Below are 25,882 nucleotides of genomic sequence, written 5' to 3'. Positions count from 1 at the left end.
ACCCGCAGGTAACTCTGGCGTTCATCGGTGCAGAACGGCACGAAAATGATACTCACCCCCTGATCCACCAGGTGCCGGGCCAGCTCCGGAAACTCCGCGTCATAACAGATCAGCACTCCGATCGTACCGCAATCGGTTTCTATCGCATTCACACGGTCACCGCCACGCACATTCCACCAGTAGGCCTCGTTAGGTGTCGGGTGAATCTTCGGCTGGGTGTACACCCGGCCATCGCGCAGGAACACGTGGGCCATGTTCCGGATACTGCCATCCTCCTCCCGCACCGGGGTGGAGCCCGCCACGATGTTGATGTTGTAGCGCAGTGCGAGATCCCGCATCAGCTCCCGGTAGCGTTCGGCGTAATGGGTGACCGCCGAGAACGCCTCCGCCGGGCTGCCGCCACGGGCCTCGATGGATAGCAACTGGAGGGTGAACAGCTCGGGGAATACCACGAAATCGCCCTTGTAGGTAGAGACAACATCCACGAAGTAACGGACGATCTCGCTGAATTCATCGAACGAAGCCACCGGTCTTTGCTGGTACTGGACCGTGCCGATACGAACGGTATCCGGCATCCGGCGCCCGTAACGCTTGCGCTTCTCGTCCCGTCCACTCTGGGGGACCTTGGGATTTCGCCAGACCAGATGAATGCCATAACCCATGGAATCATGGTCGGCATCCAGGTAATGGGGAATGATGCCGTGGACCTCGAAGCCCTGATGCATCTGGAACGACAGCACCGGGTCCTTCTGTTCCTTGTTACGGATGGCCTCAACGTAGGCCTCCACCGTGCCGTACTTCTTCAGTTTCTGGCGCAGGGTAGGTAAACGCCCGGCAAACACCACGCCCTGGAGGTTCAGGGCCTGGCACAGGTTTTTTCGTTCGTTATACAGGCGCTCGCCGATCCGGTACCCGCGGCACTCAGGATCAACACACACCTCCATGCCATAAAGCCAGTCGCCCTCCGGGTCATGGCGGGAGGCATAACCGTTGCCGGTGATCGACGTCCAGTCATGGCGGGCCAGGGCCACCTCGCCGGCGATCCGGAAAGTGGCACAGTAGCCCACCACCTGGTCCCCGAGCATGGCGACAAACTGCCCCTCCGGGAAGGTGTTGATCTGCCCGGTCAGGGGCCCCTTGGTGTAGCCGTACATGCCGGTGCCCTCGTAGACCCGACGGCTCAGTTCGATGATGCCGGGAATGTCAGCCAGGGTGGCGTTGCGAACAAAAAGGCGCTGGTCGGGATCGGAGAAAGGTGGACACATACATACCTCGAAGCGGGCGCGGAAATGCGCGGGGGCATGCACTCATATTTGGTCGGGCTGATCTGTTTCGTCAAGCGGTGGCTGCAGCGGGAACCGTTCGATCACGGTATATACCGAGCCTCCGGGTCCCGGGGCGCTTTCGAACAGGACAAAATCCGTCACCGGGAGAACCCCGAAGCAGTCCTGCCCGTGTTCCTCCAGCAGGTTCACAACCGAGGTAGCCTGCTTGCGGAACCGCGACACCGTGACATGTGGCCGGAAACCACGGTGCTCGATCTCGAAGCCGGCGGCCGCAACCTGAGTCGACAGCTGCCGGTACAGCTCCGCCACTGGCGCCTCCGGGGAGACGCCGGCCCAGAGGTTCCGGGGGTGTTCCGGCCGGCCAAAAGCACCCAGACCGGTCGCTTCCACCTCGAAGGCAGGCGCGGAAACCAGGGAGGCTGCGTAGCTCAAGGTCTCCAGATCACCATCTTCCACGCTTCCGATAAAGACCAGGGTCATGTGCAGTTGATTACGGCTCTGCCATCGGGCCCCGTTGATCGGACTCTTGAGCTTCAACAAGCGCTTTTTGACGTCTGACGGGATTTCCACTCCGAAAAACACCCGAGGCACGGCTCAGTCCTCGTAGATCATCTTGCGGGTCATACCGCCGTCCACCACATAGTTCTGGCCGGTGATAAAACCCGCTTCTCCGGAAATCAGGAAGGCCGCGAGGCTGGCAATATCCCGCGGTTCCCCCACCCGTCCGGCCGGATGCTGGCTGTGGTCGGAATCCGAAAGCGGCGGTGCCTTTTGCTCCTTATTCTGCCACGCACGGGTGTCGATCCAGCCCGGGCTGATGCAGTTGACGCGTATCTCCGGCCCCAGGCTCATGGCCAGGGCGTGAGTCAGGGCGACGATGCCGCCCTTGGTGGCAGCATAGGCCTCGGTGTCGGGCTCGGACTGCAAAGCCCGGGTTGAGGCGATATTGACGATGGTACCGCCGTTTTTGCGGAGATGGGGTACCGCATGCTTGGTGACCAGGAAGGGGCCGGTCAGGTTCACATCCAGCCGACGCTGCCAGACAGCCAGATCCAGCTCTTCCACCGGCCCGTTTTCCGGGCCGGCCAGCCCGGCGTTGTTGATCACCGCATCCAGCCGGCCATGCCAGTCGGTCGCGGCACGGATCAAACGGACAACCTCCTCTTCGCTGGCGACATCGGCCGGGAAATACCGCGTCGGGTCGCCCAGCCTTTGCTGCAACCACTCGCCCTGTTCCCGGTCGACATCGCAGAAGGCGACCTGCCAGCCACGGTCCGCGAGGAACTGCACCAGGCCGCGGCCAATCCCCCGGGCACCGCCGGTTACCAGGACAACTCGGGCTTCGTTTGTCACATTGACCTCCGTTTACCAGGGCAGCTCATCGCCATTGCTGTGCCAGAACGATCCCGTGTTCCCCAGGTCCAAATTGGCAATCCGTTCCGCAAGCCCGCGGGCGGATTCCTCGGGTGTGATCATCCCCCCGAAGTTCACCATGCGGGTCTTAACATAGCCCGGATGCAATTGGGCCACGGCAATGCCCCTCGGTTTGAGGTCCACAGCCAGGGACTTACCGAAAGCGTTGAGAGCCGCCTTGGAGGCGCGATAACCATAGCGCCCTCCGGAGTCGTTATCGGCAATGGAGCCCATACGGCTAGTGATGTTAGCGATCTTGCCGCCCTCTTCAATCTGCGGGACCAGTGCCTCGGCTACCCGCAGCGGCGCGTAGGCATTGATCTCCATCTGCTTGCGGATGGAATCGAAATCGATGCTGCCAAGCTGTTCGTCCTGCAGCAGGCCGGCATTGTTGATGAGCAGCTGGATCTTCTTGCCCGCCAGGGCCGATTTCAGTTTTTCGATGCCGGCGTCGGTGGTGACATCGATCCCGTCGATGACTTCGGAGGCCACTTCTCCCAGCTCATCGGAAGATTGCCGGCATACGCCGATCACATCGCAGCCCTCACGGGCATAATGCCGCGCCAGTTCCAGGCCGATTCCCCGGTTGGCACCGGTAATGACAACAACTCCGGATGCAGACATGATTCCTCCGTTTCACTTTTGGATTCAATTGGTTGGATCAGTAGATCTGAGCAAGCAGCCACACTGTAACGATCAGTGCCAACAGAAACCAGCGGGCGTACTGGTCGGGCTTGTCCTGATCCGAGGACGTGGCGGTTACTGTGGAGTCACCCTCCTCGTACTCCCGGATCAGCTCCCGGGCCCGGTAGAGGTCTTCATCATCCACATGGACATTGCTGAAACCCGCCGCACCGATCTCACCCAGAGCGCCTTGCAGGTAATGGCCGCCAACGTAGGATTCGATACCATGGACCTCCAGAAACCCGGCTACAATGTGTGCTTCAGTAATGTCCCGGGCCCGATAGGCTATTTGCAAAGGCCTACTCCTTCTGTGACATTCAGGGGCAGCACCCGCCCGTTAACGCGGTTATGATTTCAGCATAGACCCACCCGCTCCAGGGAGCCATCAAGGATACGCAGTGGATATTATCTGGATTGTTCTGGCCATCGTGGTGCTCATCGTGGCCGCCACCTTTTTCCTGTTCAGGATTGAAGACCTGTCCCATCTGGACGACAGCGATTACCCGGTGCGGGAAAGAACCCCGAGCGAAGGTCATCAACAGGTTCTGGGACAGCTCCGGGAGCTGAGGGAAGCTGCCAAGGACCTCAAGGGCAAGGCCCGGTTGATAGCCCTGCGCCAGCACATGGATACCCTCAGCGAAGGCGTGGAGCTGGTATCCGAGTTCCGGCATAACGCGGCTCCGCGCGGCGAATGGGTCATTGCGCCGGGCGTCGATACCCGCCGGCGTGTGCTCTACATCCACGGTGGGGCCTGGGCAGCGGGCAGTCCCAGAAGCCACCGGACCATTACCGACCGGTTCTCCAGGCTGACCAATGCCGCGGTTTTCGCCGTGGATTACCGGCTGATGCCGGAATTCCGTTTCATGGATGGGGTACGGGACTGCGAAAGGGCCTACAGCTGGCTGCTGGATCACGGACCGGACGGTCGGGAGCGCGCCAGTTTTATCGTTGTGGCGGGAGACTCCGCCGGTGGCAGTCATACCCTCAGCCTTCTGGCCTGGGCGAGGGATAACGGGCTCAGGCAGGCCGATGCGGCGGTTGCGCTGGCACCGTCAACCGACCTGACCCTGACCGCACCCAGCAATCGTAACAACATTCCCACCGATCCGTTATTGGGCCCTGTGTTTGGCGGGCTGGCCAAGATACCGCTGCCGATTATCTGGTGGGGCACCCTGGCGGCACTCCGGGTATCACCGACCAATCCGGTCGCCTCTCCACTGCGAGGCACGCTCGCCAACCTGCCGCCGACCCTGATCCACGCCAGTGATACCGAAATGCTGCTGGATAACGCCCGGCGCTATGCGGCCAAGGCCCAGTCCGAAGGATCCGTGGTGGAGCTTCACACCTGGCCGGGCATGGTGCACGTGTGGCACATTTTTGGTGACATGCTCCCGGAGGCCGAAGAAGCGTTCGAGGACATCCGGGAATTCCTGGCCGATGTCGAGGCCGGCAAGAGCGAATAGGTTACCCCATGTGCGGACGATTCACCTTTTACACACCGCCGGAAACCCTGATTCTGGAGTATTTCCCGGAAGGCCTGGAGGTGGACGGCCGGTTTGTCCCCAGCTACAACGTCACGCCCGGCGTAGGCATTCCCATGATCCGCATGGCGATGAACGGCACTCTGGTCATGGCCCACTCCCACTGGGGCTTCCGTCCGGTCTGGGCCGGCGAGAAAGCGCCCTCACCCATTAACGCCAGGGCTGAAACCGTGGCCACTTCAAAATACTTCCGGGAGGCCTTCGCACACCACCGGTGCCTGATCCCCGCCAATGGCTGGTATGAATGGATGGCAACGGAGCATGGCAAGGAACCTCACTACGTCACTACGAAGACTCCGGACAAGGACCCGGCGATCTTTTTTGCCGGCGTCTGGGCGCCGATGGAAGGGGATGAGACCACAGCCTGCGCCATCATCACTGAACCGGCGCACGAGGCCCTGAAGCACATCCACGACCGCCAGCCCGTGGTGCTGGACCCCGACTGCCTGCGAGACTGGCTCAACCCGGAACTCACCGGCCGCGGCGAGATCCGGGCGGTAACCCACCGGCTGCCGCCAGAGCGTTTCGAGGAATACGAGGTGTCCCAGGCGGTCAACAATCCCCGCCACAACGATCCGGAGCTTTTACAGAGGGTAAAGTAGACCGGGATCGGCCGGCTATTTCCGCACCCACTTGTCACCGATACGGACAAACTGGCCGGCAGGAGTCTTTTCCACCGCCTTCTTGCCGGCAACAGCCTCCACTTCGGCAACCGGAATATTGTGCTTCGAGGCAATGCGGCTGTATTCCTGGCGGCGGGCCTCGTTGATGGCCTCGACAATTTCCCGGGCGTTTCCGTCCGCCTTCACCACCGCCAGATAACCCGAGGGCGTCTCACCCACCAGCCCGGATTGCTTGGCAGTATCGAGCTGCTGCTTGGCCTCTTCAAGACTCATGGCAAGCGCTGGCAGGCTCAGACACAGGGCCAGCAGAAGCACGCCGAATTTACTGAACAGTCTCATGATTCTCTCCCCGTTGAAGCGTCCCAGACCATCAGAACAGGCCCTGGTCTTCGAACAACTCGTCCACTTCCTTATCAACTTTCACGTAGATCTCGTGCTGGATCTTGACGTTCAGGTTGACGGTAATGGGCTCCTTGGGCGCTGCCATCTGCACGGTTGGCGTGCAGGCCGCGGACAGCAGGGCGATGGTACCTATCACAGCCCCCTGTCGTAACCGGGCGGTGCCGGCGGATGTCCGGCTCTGCGCTTTCATAGATCTCCCCCGTTGATTGTGGCCGGCAAAGCAGGATCAGTTTTCCCCATTACCAGCCTCACGCTTTTCCATCAGTTTCCGGACTTTCTCGGTGACCGCTTCATTGACCCGACCACTAAGCTGCAGGCTGGTCAACAGTGCCGGAATATCCTCCTGCAGGTTGATGTTCACCACAATCGGGTGACCACCCCGTATCTGGGGACTACTGCCCTCAAGCCGGAGGCCAAGGTTCAGAGTTCCTTCCTGATCATAGTCTATCGTGCTGTTGAGCACGGAATAGTTAAAGTCCTGAAGGGCCCGGACCACCAGATCCATGGTCTCGTTATTGCGGGCCAGTGCCTGCAACCGGTCCGCGGGGAGTTTCAGGGTGCCTCCAGGCGCGACGGCCCTGATGTTGCCTCCGGCAACCTGCACGCCCTGCCGGCTGATCACCAGCGGCACCTCACCCTGAAGTGTGCCAGTACCGGCCAGTCCCTCGGCAGGATAGACGGTCATCAGGCGGTTGACCTGTATGTCATTAAGCCACACAGGGACGGTCACTGGCAGATCAGCCAGGTTCCACTCACCCGGTTTGACCCGGATCTCCCCACCCAGAAATCCGGCATGCCCCTGGATCAGCGAAACGGTTCCTTTTGCCAGCGCCTGCAACGGTGCACGGTAGCTGCCCGCGAGGGAGACCGGCCCCAGCGGTACGCCGGGATTGAGCTGTTCCAACTGAAGCTCCGAGGTGCGGGCGACCAGGGCGTCTTCCAAGGACAGCTCCAGGGTGCCATCCAGTCCGGTCCAGGCCATTCGATCCACAATACCGGACATCCCGCTGGCGATGACCTTGCCCTCAAGCTCTGGCCCCGTGTCTGGCAGGCGAACACTGGCCTGCACAGAAAGACGCCCATCGCTGATCTCGACTCCGGCAGGCCATTGTTCCAAGGTTCCCGCCAACGCCCGGCTCGCCTGACTGCCGTCCAGCTCCCCACTGACCGTCAGCTGTGGCGTTGCGGCTAATGGCCAGCGGGCATCGACGTCCAACACCAGCCCAGCAGCCCCCTTCACTACACCACGGACGTCGACCCGGTTCAGATCCGTATCCAGCTGGCCCTCAAAGCTCCAGGATTGCGGCTTCAGGTTGGCCTGTTGCAACGTCCCGATATCAATCGCCAGGGGACCTGCCAATCGCATTGTCTTCAGGCTTCGGTCGCTCAGGCTGTAGCCGGCTTCCAGCGTGCTACCGCCCGGCCGCGCCTCTAACTGCCCCAGAGCAAATGTCGCACCATCATCCGGACTACTCACACCATCCATTTGCAGGGTTGAGCCGGCCAGAAACTCCAGCGTGGCTGACTCCACTCCCGCGGTTCCGGCCAGGCCGATACGCCCCTCTGCACCGCTGATACGCCATCCTGAACGCTCGGAGTCCGGCAACGAACCGCTGATCCAGAGTTCGGTTGTCTCCATCCGCCATTGCGCCGGGTCCGGGGCCATCTCGACGTAAAGGCTTCCGCGGATTTCGGTTTCCCTGGGCAGATCGACCCGTAAACTGCTCACTGAAAGGGTGTCCGGAAACCACGCCGGCGTCTGCTCGGGCGACAGCGACTGACTCGCTCCTGATCCATCCGGCGCTGGCTCTGGCCATGCGGGTATTTCAACTTCAAGCTGTTCAATCCGGACGCTGGCCAGCGAGAAGCTCTGCCAGTCCCAGCCCAGCACAAATCCGGAACCGCTTACCGCGAACGGCCGCGCCGGATCGGAGCTGACGAGGGAGAAGCCATCGGCACGAATTCCGTCCAATGAGAGGTGCAATCCCTGCCAGTCGAACTTCTGGATTGCCTGGTTCGCCATCAGCTGCTGCCAGGCGTCCCGGGCATAGACACCGGCGCCGATCACCACAAGCAACAGAACAACAACGACCCCGGCTACCCACCGGCCGATCCTGCTGGCCCTTGTACGTTTTTCTGCTCCCACAAATCGCTTCCTGCCAACATCAAACAAGCCGTAACCTGACATCCGGCCCAATCAGTAATAAGGTTTATACAGATTCAATGTTGCGGAGTAACGGCATGGCGTCAATGCTGCGACAAATACTCGTTATGACATTACTGGGGCTGGCGCTTGGCGGGTGTGCCAGTAATCAGCATCTGCCAGCCAGGGAGACAGGGGAGTTTTTGACGATTGAAGCTCCGGATTCGCCGGAGAAGGTCGACCGGTTGTGGCAGGTCTTCGAGCGCTATCAGGGTACGCCCTACCAGTACGGTGGCATGTCAGCCCAGGGATTCGATTGTTCCGGGTTTATCATCACCGCCTATCAGGAGGGCCTTGGCCAGCAACTGCCCCGCACCACCGCCCAGATGCTTCGCCATGGCCGAGAGGTATCGCCGGACCAGGTAGAACCGGGAGACCTGGTGTTTTTCAGGATTGGCGGCAAGGAGCAGCATGCCGGCATCTACATGGGGGAGAACCGGTTCATTCATGCGTCCACCTCCGTCGGAGTCACCCTGTCAGAACTGGACGGCTATTACTGGGCAGACCGTTTTACCGAAGCACGGCGTTTCGAAGAGAAGTGACCGGCATGTCGCCGGCCCGGCAACAGAATTACAGCCCTCCAATGGCCAGTTGCATGGCAATGGCGGCCATCATCAGTCCGATTACCCCATCAATTATCCGCCAGGCCGCCGGCCGTGACAGGACCGGTGCCAGTGCCGAGCCGCACCAGGCCAGCCCGCCGAACCACAGGATCGAAGCGCTGCTGGCACCTGCCACAAAGCTGGTGGCGTCCTCCTGCTGGGCGCCCACGGCCGGAATCAGCAGCAGGGTGTCCAGATAAACCTGGGGATTGAGTAAGGTGACGGCCAGGGTGGTAAACAGGACCCCTTTCAGGCTGCGCCGGGCGACTTCGCCGGCCTCCAGCGCCACCCTGCCCCGACTTGCCCGGACCAGCGCCTGCAGGGCCAGCCAGCCAAGAAACGCGACACCCAGCCAGCGCAGCAACTCCAGGGCCTGGGGCATCGCCATCAATGCCGCACTCACACCGAACATGCCGAGGGTAAACAGGATCACATCCGAAGCCATACACAGCCCGGCTGACCACCAGTGATGCTCGCGGCGGATAGCCTGGCTCAATACGTAGGCATTCTGGACGCCGATCGCCACAATAATCCCGCCGCAAACCACCAACCCTGTCAGATAACTCTCAAACACGCTCAATCTCCCTGAAAAACTGGCGCAAGCATACCTCGACGACTATATACTGAAAATTCATACTCATAATATTGCATCAGTTTTCCTTATGATTGACTACAAATTGCTGGAAGCGCTGGCGACGGTTGTCGAATGCGGAGGTTTTGAACGCGCCGGCACTGCCCTCGGGCTCAGCCAGTCGGCGGTATCCCAGCGAATCCGCACACTGGAGATTCGGCTGGGTCAGCCGGTGCTCGTTCGCAGTCCAGCCCTGAAGGCCACGCCCGCCGGCCAGCGGCTGCTCAACCACGTTCAGCAGGTGCAGTTGCTGGAACGGGACCTGGCGAAATCCCTGCCTATCCTCAACGAGCCCTCGGCGCGGCTACGCATTGCTTTGAACGCCGACAGCCTGGCCACCTGGTGGGCCGATGCCATCGCTGACTTCTGCCGGGACGAGGAGCTGTTACTCGACCTTGTGATAGAGGATCAGGACATTGGTCTGCGCCGAATGCGCGAGGGCGATGTCGCCGCCTGCCTGTGCAGCAGCCCACAACCGGTCGCGGGCGCGCGATGCGTGTCACTGGGCTCAATGATCTACTTGCCGCTGGCAACCCCCGATTACATCGGGCGGCATTTTCCAGGGGGACTGACCGAGCCAGCTTTGCGAAAAGCACCGGCGATCGTATTCGGACCGAACGATCAGTTGCAGCATCGTTTTCTGGCACAATGCGGTTTTCATGGTTCCTTTCCCCACCATCTCTGCCCGTCCTCAGAAGGCTTTGTAAAGCTGGCAACCGCCGGCATGGGCTATGGCATGATTCCGGAAATTCAGGTGCGGGAAGAACTGGAGGCGGGAAGACTGACCAGCATCGCCACCGGGCAACAATTGGAAGTGGAGCTATACTGGCATTTCTGGCGCCACAGCGGAGGTGCCATGGATCGCCTTACCAAGGCCCTGCAGAATGCCTGTGTGCTTAACTCGGAAAGGAACAAACCAAGGAGTCGCTTTATATGACCATATTGATTGTTGGCCTGATCCTGTTTCTGGGAATCCACTCCCTGTCCATCGTCAATGAGCCACTACGCAACCGGCTACACGATCGTCTTGGGGAGGGCGCCTTCAAAGGCCTCTACTCGCTGGTTTCTATCATCGGCCTGGTGCTGATTGTTTGGGGATATGGGGCTGCCCGGACGGACCCAACGATACTGTACACACCTGCCGGATGGCTCCGGCACCTGGCCATGCTGTTGCTTATTCCGGTTTTTCCGTTGCTGTTCGCCACGTATTTCCCCGGGAAGATCAAGGCAACGCTCAAACATCCGATGCTGGTTGCCGTAAAACTCTGGGCCCTGGCGCACCTGCTGGCAAACGGCATGTTGCATGATGTACTGCTTTTCGGCGCTTTCCTGGCCTGGGCGGTGGTGGACCGGATCTCCATGAAACGTCGCACCGAGCGGTCAATCCCGACGCTGCCGGCGTCACGGGCAAACGATGCCATTGCAGTTGTCGGTGGCCTGGCGGTATACGTCATCACGGTCTTCTGGGCCCACCAGTGGCTCTTTGGCGTATCACCGGTCTGAGCAATGGCTCGGGCTCATGTTTACAACCAACCAGTTATCAGTAAAGAGCTTATTGCCTTCGAAAACTGGCAAGAAACCACACTGGCACATTACAGGATTTACATTTGGACCTGACCACCCCCGCGCTGCTCTTCCCGGCCATCTCGCTGCTGTTGCTGGCTTACACCAACCGATTCCTGGTGCTGGCGCAGTTGATCCGCCAGCTCAAGCAGATGGGTTCCGAAGACGATCACGCCCTGATTGCCCGCCAGATCGGTATGCTGAGAAAGCGCATCGTGCTGACCAAACGAATGCAGACATTTGGCGTGCTCAGTTTTTTCCTGTGCACAGTCTCCATGTTCCTGCTGTTTCTGGGATCTGAAATGCCGGGCATTGTGGCGTTTGGTATCAGTCTGGTCGTGCTGTCGCTATCGCTCCTTTACTCGCTGTACGAGATCCAGATTTCCACCAACGCAATCAACGTAGAACTCTCCAACTTCGAGGCGAGAAAAAGCGAGAGTCAGGGCTGAGGCGACTACCGTGAGCCCGTGGAGTCAATTCCAAACCAGTGGGGGAAGCGCAGCAGGCAATAGAGGGCCAGCACGTCGTAAAGCGCATGCCAGAGCATGACCATGCCCAGGCTGGCGGAGAGATGGTAGGCAACGCCCAGGACCAGACCGAGCCCGGTGGCCACCAGGAAATAGGTAAATGACACGTAGTGGACCAGGCCAAACAGCACTGACGATGCAATAACCGCAGTCCAGGGCCCGGTGTGCTGAATCAGCCAGCCCTGGACGGCGCCCCGGAACAGAAGCTCCTCCCCGACACCGGCGAGCACCGACAAGGCCACCAGAACCATCCAGGAAAAGCTTCGGGCGAAACGGTGCAGCCCCCGCATCTGCCGTTCCAGATTGTCCGGGAACAACCCCGGAATCCGGGTTACCAGAATCAGGGTGAGATAAGTGCCGATAGCGCCAAGAGAGCCGTACAGCACGATCTCGACCCCGCCCAAGCCACCCCACTGAACGGGGATGCCGAACAACCAGATTGCCAACAGGCCAACGACACCAATGCCACCCTGAAAAACCAGGGCAGCCCTGGTGGAGATGGAAGAACCTCCGGATTTTGCCATGACTTACTGGCTGAACAGGTCTTTTACCGGAAACAGATCATCGTACTCTGGCGGCTGCTTCTGCCCCTTGGCCTGGAAGGTCTTCATCATGTCGTTGGGGCGGAACATGCCGGCCTGCCAGGTGGCCATGTACTTCAGGCTGTCCTCCACGGAGTGGTCCCGGCTGTAGTTGATCATTTCCTTACAGCCGGTAACGGCCAGCGGCGAATTGGCGGCAATCCGGGCGGCGATCTCCATCACACCTTCCAACATGGTTTCGTGATTGTCATACACGGCATTCACGAAGCCCAGCCGGTGAGCCTCTTCCGCGCCAAACTTGCGGCCGGTGTAGGCCAGCTCACGCACCACCCCTTCCGGTATCAGTTTGGGCAGGCGTTGCAGAGTGCCCACATCCGCCGTCATGCCCAGTTCGGTTTCCTTGATGGTGAAGTAGGCATCGGCGGTGCAGTACCGGCTGTCTGCCGCGCAGACCAGGTCCAGTGCACCACCGATACAGCCTCCATGCACCGCCGCCAGCACCGGCAAGCGCACCTTCTCCAGGGAGCTCAGAGTGTCCTGCAGCTGCAGCACCACCCGGCGCAGGTTCTCGGCCATCCGGCCGGGATCGCCAGCCATCGGCACCGCTTTGGAATCAGTAAACACTCCGAGATCCATGCCGGCGGAGAAATGTTTGCCCGTAGACGAGATCACGATGACCCGTGCATCGGAGTTGGCTTCGATATCGTGCATGCAACGGGGCAATTCCAGCCAGAAGGCCTTGTTCATGGTGTTGAGGGCGTCAGGCCGCTTGAACTGGACATGGGCGATGTGATTGGACACACCAACCGAGAAGCTCTGATAGGAGAAGGATTCGGTCACGTTTTGTCTCCGCTGGGTCATTAAAAGCGATAAATACCGGAAATTTCGTAATATTTTCATCTATTTTCTGATGATTTTCCGTGATTGCCTCCGAATATACCGCTCAACTGCCACAGACGAAAGCGGCGCATTACAGCTCCGCCCCAGCTCTGCCCTTCAGCTTGCCCATAGAAAAACTTGTGCCAAGCTTTAACGTGAACAAATCCCTTTTTTCGGGATTCATAATCTGATTCAACAGGGAGGAAGCCGGAATGCGCACTTCAGAAGCATTCAGGAAAACATTGCTGTTCTCCATTATGGGGCTTGGTCTCTCCGGCCTCGCGGCGGCACAGGGTTACATGGGGCCCGGCATGATGGGACCTGGCATGGGCCACGGAATGGGCTATGGCATGGGGCCTGGTATGATGGGACCTGGTATGGGACCGGGCATGATGGGACCTGGTATGGGGCCGGGCATGGGCTACGGCCCCGGCATGCAACGTGGCATGGGTCCCGGCATGGGCTATGGCACGGGCATGATGGGCGGCTGCCCGGGCATGGGGCCGGGTGCCGGATTGGACCTGACAGATGAACAAAGACAGCGTATGCAGGAAATCCAGAACCGGCACAGGCAACAGCAACAGGAAAGAATGCAGGAGATGTACGAGCGGCGTCAGAAATTCCAGGAAGAAATGAACGACGTGCTCACTGACGAGCAGCGCCAACAGATCCAGGACCGCCAGCGCCAATACTATCAGGGCTGGTAAGGCCATTGGCTTGACGCGAACCCGCACCTGGCAGGTGCGGGTTCTTTTTTTCAGGTAGCAGGCAGCAGTGAGTGCGGCAGACCACCAAAATAAACCACACGGGTCAGTTGAACTCGTGTCAGCACCAGCCCGTAACAGGTTTGCAAACGCCGTAAGGTTTCTGCTGCATCCTGAGGAGCCGGCACCATTTCCCGGATAAACTGGGCGATATCCTCCACCATGGCCCAGGGATAAAGAATCCAACGCCACTTTCGCACCTCACCGGCACTGAAATCCGCCGGGCAGGTGGTCACCAGTTTTTCGTGGAGTACGGCGGTCCGGAGCTCCGCCGGCCCGAGGGGTTCCAGGTACGCGCGGGCGGCCCGCAGGGTATCGCCGCTGTCATTCACATCGTCAACCACCAGCACCCGGGCGCCGCGGATGTCCGTTGCCAGTGGAATGGTCACCCGAGCCTCCTCACCCTTACTGGCACCGGCCTCGTAATGCTGGACACGGATGGAACACAGTGTGCCCAGGTTCAGGAAATCACACAGGAAACGCGCAGGCATGAAACCACCACGGGCGACGGCGACAATCATACCCGGGTGGAACCGGCTTGCCAGGATGTGCCGCGCCACCGTATCGCAGGCATCCACCACCTCATCCGGTGTGAGTAACTGGACCTGCATGATTGTTGGCTCTGCCATCGGGCACTCCTTGCTTGTGATCCTGTCTTTCAATTTTATACTCTCTGGAAAGCCACCACAGGAATCTCCATGGATTTCACTTTCCTCGGCACCTCCGCCGGCACACCGACAAAGGCCCGGAATGTCACTGGCCTGGCACTGATGCACGGAAAACCGAAGCACTGGTACCTGATCGATTGCGGAGAAGGCACCCAGCACCAACTGCTGCACACCCGCCACTCCGTGATGCAGCTGCAGGCGATTTTTATCACCCACGTGCACGGTGACCACACCTTCGGCCTGCCCGGCCTGCTTACCAGCGCTTCCATGCTCGGCCGTACCGAGCCCCTGTTCCTGATTGCTCCCAGGCCGGTGAAAACCTTTGTGGAAACCGCCCTGGGCAACAGCGATTCCAGCCTGAGCTATGAGCTCAAATACATCGACTCGGAAGCCGACGAATTCTATTGGGAAGACGATGCAGTCAAGGTCATGACCACCCCGCTCTCCCACCGGGTCTCCAGCCGCGCCTTCACCTTCACCGAGAAGAACCTTGAACGGCAGTTGCTGAAGGACCAACTTGAGGCCGACAGTGTCGAACCAGGCCCGGCATGGGGAGAATTGCAGCAAGGCAGGGATGTGGTGCAAGAGAACGGGACGGTACTTCGTAGTGACCAGTACACTGCCATTACCCGGCAACCCAGGAAAATCGTGGTGGGCGGCGACAACGACAACCCGGAATTACTCGAAGCAGCCTGCCAGGACGCCCACGTGCTGATCCACGAGGCCACCTACACCCAGGAAGTCGCTGACCGCGTTGGCTCCTGGCCTCAGCACAGCTCGGCGGCACAGGTCGCCCGATTCGCCGAGGCCGTGGGCATTCCCAACCTGGTGCTGACGCATTTCAGCTCCCGCTATCAGCTCAGCCGGGATGCCTATCCGCACATCGGCGAAGTCGAAGCGGAAGCGACAGGCCTGTATCGCGGTACGCTTTTTCTGGCCCGGGATTTCGCCAGCTACCGGCTCGAAAAGGACCTGACACTCCAGCTTCGGGAGCCCTCGGGGCAATAGATCAACATTGGGCCACCGGCTCCGAAACGCACCGCAGCGCTACTTCATCGAGATGGTGGTATTCACCTCTTCAGACAGATGATCCGGCTCAAACCAGCGTGCGGTAACCGTTTTCGTCTGAGTCCAGAACTGGATCGCCTGCTTGCCGTTGGGCCCCAGGTCGCCCAGCTTCGAGCCCCGCGAGCCGGTGAAGCTGAAGAAGGCAACTGGTACCGGGATCGGCACGTTGATACCCACCTGCCCCACATCGATGTCGTTTTCAAAGCGACGGGCAGCCCAGCCGGAGCCGGTGAAAATGGAAGTGCCATTGCCGTTCGGGTTCCGGTTGATGAATTCGATGGCTTCATCCAGGGTATCCACTTCCACAACGCAGAGTACCGGCCCGAAAATTTCCTCCCGGTAGATGGTCATTTCCGCTTTTACATCGGTGAAGATCGTCGGCCCCACGAAATTGCCCTCCGGATACCCCTCAACCGTACAACCACGACCATCCAGGGCCAGGGTCGCCCCCTCCTTCTCGCCTTTGTCGATCAGGCCAACCACTCGTTTGAGGGCCTGGGGCGACACCAGCGGGCCGAGATCCGCATCTCTCTGGATGCCCGGCCCAACCTTCAGGTTTTTAGATTTCTCGACAATTTCCGGCAACCATTCCCGGGCCTTGCCCACCAGGACCAACACCGAATTGGCCATGCAGCGCTGCCCGGCCGCACCAAATGCCGAACCGATCATGTTGTTGATGGCCTGGCTGCGGTTGGCATCAGGCATGATGACGCAGTGGTTCTTCGCCCCCATCATTGACTGCACGCGTTTTCCGGCCGCACCGGCGCGGTTGTATATGTGAGTACCGACGTGGGTGGAGCCAATGAAAGACAGTGCCTTGATATCCGGGTGGTCGCATATCATGTTGGCCACATCCGGGCCGCCATGGATCACATTGAGAACACCGGCAGGAATGCCAGCCTCATGGGCCAGTTCCACCAACCTCATGGTGGAGCTGGGATCCTGTTCGGAAGGCTTGAGGATAAACGTGTTTCCGGCAGCGATGGCCAGCGGGAACATGAAACAGGGCAACATCACAGGGAAGTTAAAAGCGGTGATTCCCGCGCCCACGCCCAGCGGCTGGTTCAGCGAATAGACATTCACGCCACCTGCAGCGTTCTCGGCAATCTCACCCAACTGCAATGATGTGATCGAACAGGCGTGTTCGATGACCTCCAGGCCCCGGCTAACCTCACCCTCGGCATCGGGCAGGGTCTTGCCATGTTCCTCGGTTATCAACTCCGCCAGCTCCCTGGTGTGCTCCCGTACCAGAGCCTGGAATTTCAGCATGATGCGCATGCGCTGAACGAGCGGCACTTTGCACCAATCTCGGAATGCATCCCGGGCTGACGCCACCGCCCGCTCCACCTCAGCCTCGGTGGCAAACGGCACCCGGGATACCACCTCCTGGGTGGCCGGATTAATAACATCGCGCCACTCCGCACTCTCCGAATGGACTGGCTTACCATCAATGAAAAGGGGTATCTCACGAACAGACATGACTGACCTCCGGATGAACGAGACAGGGCGTCGAATAAATATAGACCACTGAATCGTTCCTCGCCGGGTCAGCTGTCGCTCACATTCCCCATTCCTGTCCGGAGTCCGGCGGCATCACCACCCACTCTGGCTCCTCGAACTCTCCCAGCGGAGTGATCTCCACAAAGGGGGCTGCGCTGCGGATAATTTCTGTTATGCGGGGGTCCTTACCCGACTCCATGGCATCCCGCGCATCCTTGCTGTCCCAGGATGCGATGGCAATCAGGGTGTTCGGCTCTCCAATTTTCCGGTGGAGCATGGTGCCGCGGGCGCCCGGCGCCTGTTGGATCAGTTCGCTGGCGCGAATCCAGGCGTCGGCGTATTCCTCGGCGGTGTGGCCTTCCTGGACCCGGACTTCGAAGATATATTTCATCGCTCGCTCCCTTTTCGCCTTTGCTTCCCTACCATAGTCCGAGTGAATTTGCTTCGAATCAAACCAGCTGGCCAAAGAATTGGCAGCATCCGCTTTTGGATGCCACTCTTTGAGTATTTAGCACAACACCCATGTGACAAGCCACACAGGAGAAACACGCCATGTACAGCAAAATCCTGGTTCCGGTGGATCTGTCTCACTTGGAGAAAATGCCCAAAACGCTGGAGACAGCCATTGATATCGCCAAGCATTACAACTCCATCCTCTGCTACGTGACCATCACCAACACGACGCCGGGTGCAGCCGCACACAATCCCAAAGAGCTGGCGGAAAAGCTCCAGGAGTTCGCAGAGGAACAAGGCAAGTCCCACGGCATCAAGACCCAGTCAAGAGTGATTGAGACGCCGGACACAGCAGTGGAACTTGATGACAGGCTTCTGGATGTGATCAAGGAAACAGGCGCGGATCTTGTGGTGATGGCCTCCCATCCGCCCGGCACCGGCGACCGGCTGCATATTCTGCATTCCAACGCTGCCAGGCTGGTAAAGCAAAGTGATGTGTCGATCTTCGTTGTTCGCTAAGCACCGAGCATCAGCTCGCCAAACTCCGTTTTTGCCACACCAGAACAGCCAGTGCGGCGAGAATGACATTACCGGCAAGCATGAAAGGATACATATCCGGCGAAATGCGCAGCCACTCGCCGGTGAAGTTCATCATCGCGTGGAAGACCAGTACCGCCAGGATACTGCGCCCGGTGCAATTATAGACATGCATGATCATCAGGGTATGGCAGACAATCATGGGCAGCCACCAGTATAGCTCCGGGTTGAAGGTGGTATTGGCATAGTAGCCAGGGAACCAGACAAAGGGCGCATGCCAGGTGGCCCAGACCAGGCCATTGATCACGCCAGACAGGACCGGGTTCAGGTGTTGTTGCAGAGTCTCGAGGTAATAGCCCCTCAGGCCTACTTCCTCAATCGCCGGAAACACGAAAGATAACAGCAGAAGAAACAACAGAGGGCCTGGGTTGGAAAACAACCCCCAGTCCGGATCGAGGGGAGTATCGGCGATACCGAGGGCCAGCGCGACACCGGCTTTGGCCAGATCGAAAATCAGCCAGAACAACACGATAATCAACCACCAGCGGCCGGGAATACGGCGCCAGTCCACCAGCCTCCTGCCCAGATCACGCAACTGGCGCCTGCCGCCGGAAAGCGCCGCCAGTGATAGCCCGGCCACCAACGGGCTGGCACCACCCAACAGAAACCACAACAGATTGGGGAAGGCCCAGACCGACGAGTCCGAAAGCACGACTGGCGCCCAGAACAGGTATGCCCAGCCCAGATACACCAGAGGAAATGCCAGCACCGGATGTGCGCGAACCCAGATCCCCAGCTTCGCCACCCGCTCTCTCTGCTCAGTCATTGGGAAAACTGATCTCCGTTACATCCACCACAAAGAACGGAAAATAGCGCTCCGTTCCGAAATGGTTGCCGGCCTCAACATGCATCGGCAACCTGAAGCCATCCACTTCCCGAAATTCCGAGAGGTAGCCCCCAAAAGGCTGCCAGCGGTATTCCTTTTCCGGGTTGGCATTACTCCAGCGGTCAAAGCGCACCTGTAGCGGCTGGCCATCCTCTGCAACCGTCACATCCACCGATTGGGATAAACCGTTATGGCGTAGCGTTACCCGGGCGACGTTCACATCCACCAGCTCCCAATGCACGTTTGGCCCGGGCAGCAGCGCTGCGGGCGTCCAGAACACGGCTTCTGCCACGTACCGCCCGAATGCCGAACGGTCGTGATCCCGCGTACCCCCCATGCGGGCCACTGGCAGCAGCCCCATTAACCAGAAACGTGTCCAGCGACCGGTGTCCGAACCGGAGATCCGCATCCAGTCGCGCCGCGCATTCATGCTCCAGATGAAACCGACCGGCGCGGCCAGGATCTGCCGGGCCGACATCGCCAGGTAATTTGGCATGTCCCGGACTCCCATCCCGAACTTTCCCTCCATTGAGAACCTTGCCACGGTATACAGCGGCGTTTCCGGGGCGATGGTGTAGCGAAAGTAACGCCGGGCTGGTTCCGGCAGGTGGTCGACCATGGCCGGGTCAAACCGGGCGGGATCCCGTGGTTGGTTCCGGACCAGTGATTCCATGATCTGTCGATCTGCCCTGTGATCGGCAAAGCGGCGGGCAGACAGTCCGGCAAGTACGAGCAAGATCAGAGTGCTGAGTGTGTAGATCACCATGGTTACAGGACTTTCCTTGTCTATTTGTTACTGGCCATGATCTGTCGCTCCGGCTCACCGGGCAGCACGCCCGTCAGCCAGGCTTCGATCACTGTTTCTCCATGCTGGTTCGACAGAACCGCCTCCGCCCTCGCTCGGTTCCTTTCGTCCACCTCGGTGATCGTGAACACGCAGGCAATGGTTTCCCCGAAGTACACCGGCCGCCGGAACCGGAAATTCATCCCGGAGGCGAGCCAGCCGATCTGGCCGCCCACTTCGGTAATCATTCCGCCCACCAGCAGCCCGTGGCAGATCCGGCCCTGCAGGTTCTTTTCCACGGCAAACCGATCATCGTAGTGAACCGGATTGTGGTCCCGGCTGATCTCGCCGAACGCCTGGGTTTCCTGTTCGGTAAAGGTGCGGGTGATGGTAAAGGAGTCGCCGGCCTTCAGACCCGCAATGGCCTTCTCGCGTATGGGTGACATCAATCCGGATCTCCGATCAACAGCCGCCTGGTTCAGAGATACCGACCACCGGCACCGATCGCCACCACGATCAATCCCAGGATCAGGTTGGTGCCCACCAGCTTGCGGATCTGTGCCACCTGACGCCCGCCTTCCTGGGGATCCTTGTTGGTGACGGCCTGCTTGAGCCGCCGGAAGGGCGCGAAATACACGTGGAAATAAAGCAACATCATCACGATGCCCAGCCCCTGCATGGCGTGGATATGCCAGCCGGCGCCCGCCATGCCGCCAAACACACTGAAGATCATCCAGTAACCGGTCACCAGCAAAAGGATCACGGCCGCCCATACCCACCGGAAAAACCGGGACAGGGTGTGACACCAGAGCACACCGCGCTGGGACGCCTCGATCACTTCGACCACTGCCGGCCGCATGGCCATGTAGGCGAAAAACATGCCGCCGACCCAGATCACTGCGGAAAGGACGTGCAAAGCAACAGCCAGACTCATAAAACGACTCCCGGAAGAGAAATATGTGTGATGAGCATAAGCGCCCCCCGCCACAAAGCCAACCCGTCACGAAGTTAGTGCCGACTCCTCCAGCAACGGCCGGAACAGGCGCCGGTATTCGCCAGGCGTAAGACCGGTGAGGCGTTTGAACAGCCTGCGGAAGAAGGAGACATCCTCATAACCGGCGGCCAGGCTTACCTCCTCCACGGACAGATTGCCATGCTCAAGCGCCCTTTTCGCCTCCTCGATACGCAGGTTCTGCAGGTATCCGATAAGGGAGGTACCGGTGGCCTCCTTGAACCGTCGCTTCAACGTTCGCTCGGGAAGCGACGAGGCCTCAACCAGCCGGGTAATGGCACCCGGCTCCCGGAAATGCTCCTTGAGCCACTCCTCGCATTTGCGTACAGCGGAATCCGCATGATGGGTTCGGCGAACCAGCCCGGTAAACGGCAACTGCCCCTCCCCATGCCACTTCAGCAGATACACCTTGGCAATACGGAGCGCCTCGCCGATCCCCACATAACGGGCAATGATATGAAGCGCCAGGTCATGCCAGGACGTTGTCCCGCCGGCTGTCACCAACCGGCCGCCCGGATGGGCATAGACCAGGTTGCTCTCCGGGCGAAAATGCACCTTCGGGTAGCGGGTTCGAAACAGTTCCTGGTAACCCCAATGGGACGTAGCTTCGCAGTGATCCAACAAGCCGCTCTCAGCCAACAGCACCGAGCCGGAGCAGGCCGAATAGATGGTCATGCCGGATCGATAACCGTGCTTGATCCACTCCATGAGCGCCTCATACCGGCCGCTGAGATCCTCCGCCGGTCCGAGCCAGATTTCCGGCAGGATCAGAAGTTCACCGCAAGGCTCATCGTCGATGGTGCACGCCGGCTCCACCGGAATGCCGTGGCCGCAATGGAAGGGCGCGGGTTGCACCGAAATGATGCGCACATCGAAGGGCTGGCAAGGAATGGCGTCACCCACCAGAGTCTGCCAGATATTTCCGGTGGCCATTAGCACATCCACCATTCCGTAAAGCGCTGACCCGGCTGTTTCCGGTAGCGCGAGAATCAGGACTTTCGTCTGTTTCGGCCCCATTTTTCGGCCCTCCCGACATTTCGTGGCATGAATGCCCTCTTTTTGTCAGAAGTCCATCTGATCCCGCAGCCCTCAAACCCTTACTTTATACCCAGGCGCCGTATAAAGCGCCTCCCGGACTCTCCGGGGATCTCAACGACAATGAAGCAAGGTGAATGAACATGAATACCCAGGTACACATCCAAACCCGCAACGGCCTCGATCTGGTACAGATGGGCCAGACTGTTGAAGCCCTGAAGAACGATCCCGCTCTCGCACAGTTCGAATTCCGGGCCCGCAACGAGTGGGTGAACGGCGGCGAAAACCGCTCCACCATCCGCGGCTTCCATGGCGCCGGCACCGAGGACACATCCCGGACCGAAGACTATGTCTTCACCAATGGCGAGCCGCCTGTCCTTCTCGGCCACAACGAGGGTGCCAACCCGGTGGAATTCCTGCTGCACGCCCTGGCCGGATGTGTGACCACCACCACGGTGCTGCATGCCGCGGCGCGGGGTATCACCATCCACAAGCTGGCCACCAGACTGTCCGGCAATATCAACCTGGAAGGTTTGCTGGCACTGAACGACGACGCCACCATCGGCTATGAAAGCATCCGCATCGCGATGGACATCGAGGCCGATTGCAGCGATGAGGAACTGGATGACCTGCTCAGCTTTGCCAGGGACCACTCCCCGGTCTGCAATACCGTGTGCCGGCCGGTGCCGGTGACCCTCGAGCGGGCCTGATCGACAACTCCGGGGCGGCTTCCGCCCCGGAGTTCCAGACAGGCTGACTGATTCGACCTTTCCTGTTCGGTGGATAATGGGACTTTCAGGTATGATCGGGAGTAAGTCGACGCCCATCCGGCAGGAGTTGTATGTCATCACCCGTGGTATTTGCCGTTTTTGCGGTCATCCTGATTTCGGTCTCGGTGTTCTACCTGTTTTTCTATCGAACCTGGCGCCGCAAACGGGAGCTCAGCCAGCCCTTTCCCGAGCAGTGGCGGCCGGTGCTTGAGCAGCAGGTACCCTTTTACCGCCGATTGCCGGAACCACAAAAAGCGATCCTGGAACGCTTTGTTCAGCTTTTCCTCTCGGAAAAAGACTTCTACGGCTGCGACGGCTTTGAAGTGGACGAACGTGTTCGGCTGACGATTGCCGGCCACGCCTGCCTTCTGCTGCTTGGCCGCTCCTTCTCCCACTACGACGATATCCGCAGCATCCTGGTGTACCCGGATGTCTACCGCGTACAGCACGCCTGGGAACATGGCATGATCGTTCACGAAGGCGAGGAGGTTCGGGCGGGAGAGGCCTCAAGCCACGGTCAGGTGGTGCTGGCCTGGAGCCAATGCGAGCACGCGGCCAACGATTCCCACAGCCCGCACAACGTGATCCTCCATGAGTTCGCCCACCAACTTGACTACCTGGATGGCTCCGCCGATGGCGCGCCTCCGCTCAGCGGTGAGCAGGCAAGCCACTGGCAACACACCATGACGGAAGCCTACGAACACCTGCAAAACACCATCGAGCACCACCACAAGCCCTGGCTCGATCCGTATGGTGCCACCGAGCCGGCGGAGTTCTTCGCAGTACTGACCGAAGCCTTCTTCCAGCAGCCGGCGCACTTGCGACACGAGCAGCCGAAAGTGTTCAATGCCCTCAGGGACTACTACCGATTCGACCCGCTCAACCCAGGCTAATGACTGATCCCGAAGTGCTTCAACACGAGCACCATCACCAGATAACAGATCGCAGTGATACCGATCGAAATAATCAGGCTCAGGTAGAAATTCATCCCTTTCGCTATCAACAGCGGCAAGGCAATGAACAGCGCCAGGGATGGCAGGACCAGCCAGAAGATACTGGAGGCCAACTCGCCGATCTTCTGCACATCTCCGGTATCCACATACAGCCAGATCATGGCGAGGACGGAGGTCAGCGGCACCGAAGCGAGGATGGCCCCGATCACGGAGCTGCGCTTGGCGATTTCAGAAATGAGAACAACCAGGATGGCAGTCACAGCCACTTTGGTGATGTAGTAAACCAACGTTATCCGTCTCCTTTGACACCCAGTCGGTCCAGATAAACCTGGAGTTCCTGCTCACTGATATTCACATACTCCAGTACCCGGCCATAAAGCATTACCGTAGGCACGTTGCGGCCGTTCAGTTCCCGCTGGGTTTCATTCAGCACATACAGGATGATCCGCTCGGTACGGGTCAGGCCATCTCGCACATCCGGAACGGTTTCCAGCAGGGTATCCAAATCATCCTCTTTCATGGGGCTACCTGAACCTTATCAATCGGGCCCATATTTGCTCGCACTAGTGGGCACTGGAATTCGAAAGCAGACTGATGACGAGCACACCCGAAACAATCAGCGTCATCCCGATTACCGCGGGCAGGTCCAGCCGCTGGCCAAAGGCCAGCCAACCAATCAGCGCCACCAGCAGAATGCCCAGACCGGCCCATACAGCATAGGCAATGCCAACTGGAATAGCCTTGAGCGTGAGTGCCAGAAAGTAGAACGCGATGGCGTAGCCTCCGACCACCAGAACGCTCGGCACCAGTTTGGTGAACCCGGCACTGGCCTTCAGTGCGGACGTTGCAAGCACCTCGGCGACGATTGCGATTCCAAGAAAAATCCAGCTTTTCATCAATGACCATCCGATACGGAAAAGGGCCGAACTTTAACGGGTAGGATCAGGCTTGCCTACCCCGGAGCGCTAGTGATTTCACAACCAACGCCGCACCTGAGATGCATAGCGATCATAGGTCTCTCCGAACAATGCGCGCATATGTCGTTCCTCCGGCAGGATCTGGAACCGGTTCATGTAGACGATAAACAGTGGCAACAATAAAGCGGCGAATACGCTGCCCAGGAACAGCCCCCAGGCGACAAGCATCAGCAGGAATCCCAGATACATCGGGTTTCTGGTGTAACGGTACACACCCTTTACCACCAGAGTGTCAGCTTCATGGGGCGTGCGCGGGTCGACCGTGGTGTCCGCAGACCTGAACTCAAGAACGCCCAGCAAAGCAATGCATGCACCGATTGCCAAAACGGCAGCGGAAAGCCAGAGCTTGCCGGGGATAGTGAGGTAACCGGCAGGCAGAAGGCGGGAGACAGCCCACATCGCACCTCCGAAGAGGATAACCAGTAGCAGGGGTGGGACCTTGAGTTCAAGTGCGTTCATGATCGAATGACGTCCGGCTTTTCTTTGACCTGTTCCCCGGCACCATTGTCTACTAATAGCAAACATGAACTGATCGCCGGGGGGTTCAACGAGAGAAATACCCTCGAATTCAAATGGTAATCGAAAGATGTGAATGCAGACGAACAGTATATGTCCGATTTTATGCGCGTGTGCTCAAAACTCGAACGATGGGGGGCGGGTTCGGAATAAGGACACGCTGAAGGCGTTGGCCATGGTGCCGTTCGAGCCCCGACACATCAGATGTTCGTGCTTCAGACAGCCTGATAATGGACTGCGGGCCTTTATCGGGGGGAGGCTTCCAGCATACGAAGTGTTTTTTCGTCGACACCCAACTGTTCCATTGCATCAGCCAAGCCTCTCTGCTCCAGCCATTCCGCCTGCATACGAAGTGCCCTGGCTTCCATGACGGCCTTTGAGGCCCGGTTGCTGCTGGGCACATTCTGAACCTGGAAATGATGCACCAGCTCATGCAGTAGGTAACTGATATCAAGAAGACTGTCAGAATCAAAGTTGGTATTCAGATAGACAACCACCGACCGGGCATCGTAGGCGCCCCGAATGCTGGGTAGAAGATCATGGGAAAATCCGGGAAAGCACAGTTCTTCCAGTCCCGCCTGGCTTTTGAACTGAATATCCGGAAGCTCCGTTTCCGAATAACCGGTCCGTTCGATGATCCAGCCGCTCAGCGTATCGGCCAATGCCCGTAATTCAGCCTGCCGACTATCTGGGGTTTGGGCGCTGACAGCATGGACCGCGCTGAAAACCACAAGCAACCACAGCAAAAACTGGCGCCGGAGAAGCACTATTCGCCTGGTCAAAAGAGAGCGCCCGGACGATCCAGGCCTGCCCCGTAACATGACAATCCCCTTTCACAAGAGAGCTTCGTGAATGGTGGTCTGTCCTGTCAGGCTAGTGTCCCGTCTGGTTAATTCGCTGACCTACTGAGCCACTGAGAGCCTTGAGAGCAAGGCGCGATGGCGAAGGTTTGGTGGTTCCAAATCGAGTCAGAGCAACGCAGCTATCAAGGCTCTCAGTGGCTCCCGAAGGGCGCGGCGCTGGGGCCCCTGACCGATGTTGCCAGCACTTGATGTGGAACCAC

Annotated in this window: 35 protein-coding genes; 11 read left to right on the top strand and 24 right to left on the bottom strand. The window is 59.2% G+C overall.

Annotated elements, in window-relative coordinates; translation table 11 throughout:
* The 5 genes from R6W86_RS02240 to R6W86_RS02220 all read right to left on the bottom strand — a co-directional run.
* Positions 1-1,265 (bottom strand): nitrilase-related carbon-nitrogen hydrolase (locus R6W86_RS02240; RefSeq protein WP_410327769.1); only part of this gene is annotated, 1,265 nt, incomplete at its 3' end.
* Positions 1,266-1,307: 42 nt separating this feature from the next.
* The gene (thpR, locus tag R6W86_RS02235; protein ID WP_410327768.1) at positions 1,308-1,877 is read right to left on the bottom strand and encodes an RNA 2',3'-cyclic phosphodiesterase; all 570 of its coding nucleotides are present in this window, start codon (positions 1,875-1,877) and stop codon (positions 1,308-1,310) included.
* Between the two features lie 3 nt (positions 1,878-1,880).
* Complete coding sequence (locus R6W86_RS02230; protein WP_410327767.1) at positions 1,881-2,639, bottom strand: SDR family oxidoreductase; 759 nt, start codon at positions 2,637-2,639, stop codon at positions 1,881-1,883.
* Positions 2,640-2,651: 12 nt separating this feature from the next.
* Entirely contained in the window at positions 2,652-3,323 is a 672-nt protein-coding gene (locus tag R6W86_RS02225) for an SDR family oxidoreductase (protein ID WP_410327766.1), read from the bottom strand.
* A gap of 37 nt (positions 3,324-3,360) precedes the next feature.
* The gene (locus R6W86_RS02220; protein ID WP_410327765.1) at positions 3,361-3,678 is read right to left on the bottom strand and encodes a DUF2007 domain-containing protein; all 318 of its coding nucleotides are present in this window, start codon (positions 3,676-3,678) and stop codon (positions 3,361-3,363) included.
* A gap of 109 nt (positions 3,679-3,787) precedes the next feature.
* Here R6W86_RS02220 and R6W86_RS02215 point away from each other — a divergent pair, with 109 nt between their 5' ends.
* Positions 3,788-4,846, top strand: a complete 1,059-nt coding sequence (locus tag R6W86_RS02215) for an alpha/beta hydrolase (RefSeq protein WP_410327770.1) — start codon at positions 3,788-3,790, stop codon at positions 4,844-4,846.
* Between the two features lie 8 nt (positions 4,847-4,854).
* The gene (locus tag R6W86_RS02210; protein WP_410327764.1) at positions 4,855-5,526 is read left to right on the top strand and encodes an SOS response-associated peptidase; all 672 of its coding nucleotides are present in this window, start codon (positions 4,855-4,857) and stop codon (positions 5,524-5,526) included.
* Between the two features lie 15 nt (positions 5,527-5,541).
* Here R6W86_RS02210 and R6W86_RS02205 read toward each other — a convergent pair whose 3' ends face one another.
* From R6W86_RS02205 to R6W86_RS02195, 3 genes are read right to left on the bottom strand one after another with little or no spacing between them, the layout of a single operon-like run.
* Positions 5,542-5,886, bottom strand: a complete 345-nt coding sequence (locus tag R6W86_RS02205; RefSeq protein WP_410327763.1) for a YdbL family protein — start codon at positions 5,884-5,886, stop codon at positions 5,542-5,544.
* Positions 5,887-5,917: 31 nt separating this feature from the next.
* Complete coding sequence (locus tag R6W86_RS02200; protein ID WP_410327762.1) at positions 5,918-6,139, bottom strand: YnbE family lipoprotein; 222 nt, start codon at positions 6,137-6,139, stop codon at positions 5,918-5,920.
* A gap of 36 nt (positions 6,140-6,175) precedes the next feature.
* Positions 6,176-8,095, bottom strand: coding sequence for a YdbH domain-containing protein (locus R6W86_RS02195; protein WP_410327761.1), 1,920 nt, complete (start codon positions 8,093-8,095; stop codon positions 6,176-6,178).
* 200 nt (positions 8,096-8,295) lie between these two features.
* On the opposite strand from R6W86_RS02195, the gene R6W86_RS02190 reads away from it, so the two are divergent.
* Positions 8,296-8,694 carry a C40 family peptidase gene (locus tag R6W86_RS02190; RefSeq protein ID WP_410327760.1) on the top strand — a complete coding sequence of 133 codons (399 nt, stop codon included), beginning with the start codon at positions 8,296-8,298 and terminating at the stop codon, positions 8,692-8,694.
* Positions 8,695-8,722: 28 nt separating this feature from the next.
* Here the strand turns inward: R6W86_RS02190 and R6W86_RS02185 are convergent, their stop codons facing one another.
* Positions 8,723-9,328, bottom strand: a complete 606-nt coding sequence (locus R6W86_RS02185; protein ID WP_410327759.1) for a LysE/ArgO family amino acid transporter — start codon at positions 9,326-9,328, stop codon at positions 8,723-8,725.
* Positions 9,329-9,416: 88 nt separating this feature from the next.
* Between R6W86_RS02185 and R6W86_RS02180 the strand changes: the two genes are divergently transcribed.
* The 3 genes from R6W86_RS02180 to R6W86_RS02170 all read left to right on the top strand — a co-directional run bounded on the left by R6W86_RS02180 (position 9,417) and on the right by R6W86_RS02170 (position 11,397).
* Positions 9,417-10,322, top strand: a complete 906-nt coding sequence (locus R6W86_RS02180) for a LysR family transcriptional regulator ArgP (protein ID WP_410327758.1) — start codon at positions 9,417-9,419, stop codon at positions 10,320-10,322.
* The gene (locus R6W86_RS02175; RefSeq protein WP_410327757.1) at positions 10,319-10,888 is read left to right on the top strand and encodes an NnrU family protein; all 570 of its coding nucleotides are present in this window, start codon (positions 10,319-10,321) and stop codon (positions 10,886-10,888) included. Before R6W86_RS02180 ends, R6W86_RS02175 begins: the two co-directional genes overlap by 4 nt.
* 104 nt (positions 10,889-10,992) lie before the next feature.
* On the top strand, positions 10,993-11,397 hold the full coding sequence (locus tag R6W86_RS02170; protein WP_410327756.1) for a DUF2721 domain-containing protein: 405 nt from the start codon (positions 10,993-10,995) through the stop codon (positions 11,395-11,397).
* A 5-nt stretch (positions 11,398-11,402) separates the two neighbouring features.
* On the opposite strand, the gene R6W86_RS02165 is transcribed toward R6W86_RS02170, so the two are convergent.
* Positions 11,403-11,999 (bottom strand): CPBP family intramembrane glutamic endopeptidase, encoded by a 597-nt coding sequence (locus tag R6W86_RS02165; protein WP_410327755.1) that lies wholly within the window; start codon positions 11,997-11,999, stop codon positions 11,403-11,405.
* Between the two features lie 3 nt (positions 12,000-12,002).
* Positions 12,003-12,878: a crotonase/enoyl-CoA hydratase family protein gene (locus R6W86_RS02160; RefSeq protein ID WP_410327754.1), complete on the bottom strand. Its 876-nt coding sequence runs from the start codon at positions 12,876-12,878 to the stop codon at positions 12,003-12,005.
* Positions 12,879-13,108: 230 nt separating this feature from the next.
* Between R6W86_RS02160 and R6W86_RS02155 the strand changes: the two genes are divergently transcribed.
* Positions 13,109-13,603 carry a hypothetical protein gene (locus tag R6W86_RS02155; protein ID WP_410327753.1) on the top strand — a complete coding sequence of 165 codons (495 nt, stop codon included), beginning with the start codon at positions 13,109-13,111 and terminating at the stop codon, positions 13,601-13,603.
* A gap of 50 nt (positions 13,604-13,653) precedes the next feature.
* Here the strand turns inward: R6W86_RS02155 and R6W86_RS02150 are convergent, their stop codons facing one another.
* The gene (locus R6W86_RS02150) at positions 13,654-14,289 is read right to left on the bottom strand and encodes a phosphoribosyltransferase (protein WP_410327752.1); all 636 of its coding nucleotides are present in this window, start codon (positions 14,287-14,289) and stop codon (positions 13,654-13,656) included.
* A gap of 69 nt (positions 14,290-14,358) precedes the next feature.
* On the opposite strand from R6W86_RS02150, the gene R6W86_RS02145 reads away from it, so the two are divergent.
* The gene (locus R6W86_RS02145; RefSeq protein ID WP_410327751.1) at positions 14,359-15,336 is read left to right on the top strand and encodes a ribonuclease Z; all 978 of its coding nucleotides are present in this window, start codon (positions 14,359-14,361) and stop codon (positions 15,334-15,336) included.
* Positions 15,337-15,375: 39 nt separating this feature from the next.
* On the opposite strand, the gene R6W86_RS02140 is transcribed toward R6W86_RS02145, so the two are convergent.
* Complete coding sequence (locus R6W86_RS02140) at positions 15,376-16,875, bottom strand: CoA-acylating methylmalonate-semialdehyde dehydrogenase (RefSeq protein WP_410327750.1); 1,500 nt, start codon at positions 16,873-16,875, stop codon at positions 15,376-15,378.
* A gap of 79 nt (positions 16,876-16,954) precedes the next feature.
* Positions 16,955-17,287, bottom strand: a complete 333-nt coding sequence (locus tag R6W86_RS02135) for an antibiotic biosynthesis monooxygenase family protein (protein WP_410327749.1) — start codon at positions 17,285-17,287, stop codon at positions 16,955-16,957.
* Positions 17,288-17,448: 161 nt separating this feature from the next.
* Here R6W86_RS02135 and R6W86_RS02130 point away from each other — a divergent pair, with 161 nt between their 5' ends.
* Positions 17,449-17,868 carry a universal stress protein gene (locus R6W86_RS02130; protein ID WP_410327748.1) on the top strand — a complete coding sequence of 140 codons (420 nt, stop codon included), beginning with the start codon at positions 17,449-17,451 and terminating at the stop codon, positions 17,866-17,868.
* Between the two features lie 10 nt (positions 17,869-17,878).
* Here the strand turns inward: R6W86_RS02130 and R6W86_RS02125 are convergent, their stop codons facing one another.
* From R6W86_RS02125 to R6W86_RS02105, 5 genes are all read right to left on the bottom strand, one after another.
* On the bottom strand, positions 17,879-18,712 hold the full coding sequence (locus tag R6W86_RS02125) for a CPBP family intramembrane glutamic endopeptidase (protein WP_410327747.1): 834 nt from the start codon (positions 18,710-18,712) through the stop codon (positions 17,879-17,881).
* Positions 18,705-19,538: a DUF6544 family protein gene (locus R6W86_RS02120; RefSeq protein ID WP_410327746.1), complete on the bottom strand. Its 834-nt coding sequence runs from the start codon at positions 19,536-19,538 to the stop codon at positions 18,705-18,707. Before R6W86_RS02120 ends, R6W86_RS02125 begins: the two co-directional genes overlap by 8 nt.
* Positions 19,539-19,558: 20 nt before the next feature.
* Positions 19,559-20,002: a MaoC family dehydratase gene (locus R6W86_RS02115; protein WP_410327745.1), complete on the bottom strand. Its 444-nt coding sequence runs from the start codon at positions 20,000-20,002 to the stop codon at positions 19,559-19,561.
* A 32-nt stretch (positions 20,003-20,034) separates the two neighbouring features.
* Positions 20,035-20,490, bottom strand: a complete 456-nt coding sequence (locus tag R6W86_RS02110) for a CopD family protein (RefSeq protein ID WP_410327744.1) — start codon at positions 20,488-20,490, stop codon at positions 20,035-20,037.
* A gap of 66 nt (positions 20,491-20,556) precedes the next feature.
* The gene (locus R6W86_RS02105) at positions 20,557-21,585 is read right to left on the bottom strand and encodes a GlxA family transcriptional regulator (protein ID WP_410327743.1); all 1,029 of its coding nucleotides are present in this window, start codon (positions 21,583-21,585) and stop codon (positions 20,557-20,559) included.
* A gap of 161 nt (positions 21,586-21,746) precedes the next feature.
* On the opposite strand from R6W86_RS02105, the gene R6W86_RS02100 reads away from it, so the two are divergent.
* Both R6W86_RS02100 and R6W86_RS02095 read left to right on the top strand, forming a co-directional pair.
* Positions 21,747-22,313: an OsmC family protein gene (locus R6W86_RS02100; protein WP_410327742.1), complete on the top strand. Its 567-nt coding sequence runs from the start codon at positions 21,747-21,749 to the stop codon at positions 22,311-22,313.
* A 131-nt stretch (positions 22,314-22,444) separates the two neighbouring features.
* A complete protein-coding gene (locus R6W86_RS02095; protein WP_410327741.1) occupies positions 22,445-23,266 on the top strand; it encodes a zinc-dependent peptidase in 822 nt (273 codons plus the stop codon).
* Here R6W86_RS02095 and R6W86_RS02090 read toward each other — a convergent pair.
* The 5 genes from R6W86_RS02090 to R6W86_RS02070 form a co-directional block, all read right to left on the bottom strand.
* The gene (locus R6W86_RS02090; RefSeq protein WP_410327740.1) at positions 23,263-23,613 is read right to left on the bottom strand and encodes a DUF3147 family protein; all 351 of its coding nucleotides are present in this window, start codon (positions 23,611-23,613) and stop codon (positions 23,263-23,265) included. The two genes, R6W86_RS02095 and R6W86_RS02090, sit on opposite strands and share 4 nt — an antisense overlap.
* 2 nt (positions 23,614-23,615) lie before the next feature.
* Complete coding sequence (locus R6W86_RS02085; protein WP_410327739.1) at positions 23,616-23,846, bottom strand: hypothetical protein; 231 nt, start codon at positions 23,844-23,846, stop codon at positions 23,616-23,618.
* A 43-nt stretch (positions 23,847-23,889) separates the two neighbouring features.
* Complete coding sequence (locus R6W86_RS02080) at positions 23,890-24,222, bottom strand: SMR family transporter (RefSeq protein WP_410327738.1); 333 nt, start codon at positions 24,220-24,222, stop codon at positions 23,890-23,892.
* A gap of 78 nt (positions 24,223-24,300) precedes the next feature.
* Complete coding sequence (locus R6W86_RS02075; protein ID WP_410327737.1) at positions 24,301-24,762, bottom strand: methyltransferase family protein; 462 nt, start codon at positions 24,760-24,762, stop codon at positions 24,301-24,303.
* A 302-nt stretch (positions 24,763-25,064) separates the two neighbouring features.
* Positions 25,065-25,481: a DUF6647 family protein gene (locus R6W86_RS02070; protein ID WP_410327736.1), complete on the bottom strand. Its 417-nt coding sequence runs from the start codon at positions 25,479-25,481 to the stop codon at positions 25,065-25,067.
* Positions 25,482-25,882 lie beyond the last annotated feature (401 nt).

The sequence above is a fragment of the Marinobacter sp. genome, from assembly GCF_046484525.1.
Taxonomy (GTDB): domain Bacteria; phylum Pseudomonadota; class Gammaproteobacteria; order Pseudomonadales; family Oleiphilaceae; genus Marinobacter.
The sequence above is the reverse complement of the archived record's forward strand: the minus strand, read 5'-3'. Positions and strand labels throughout refer to the sequence as shown.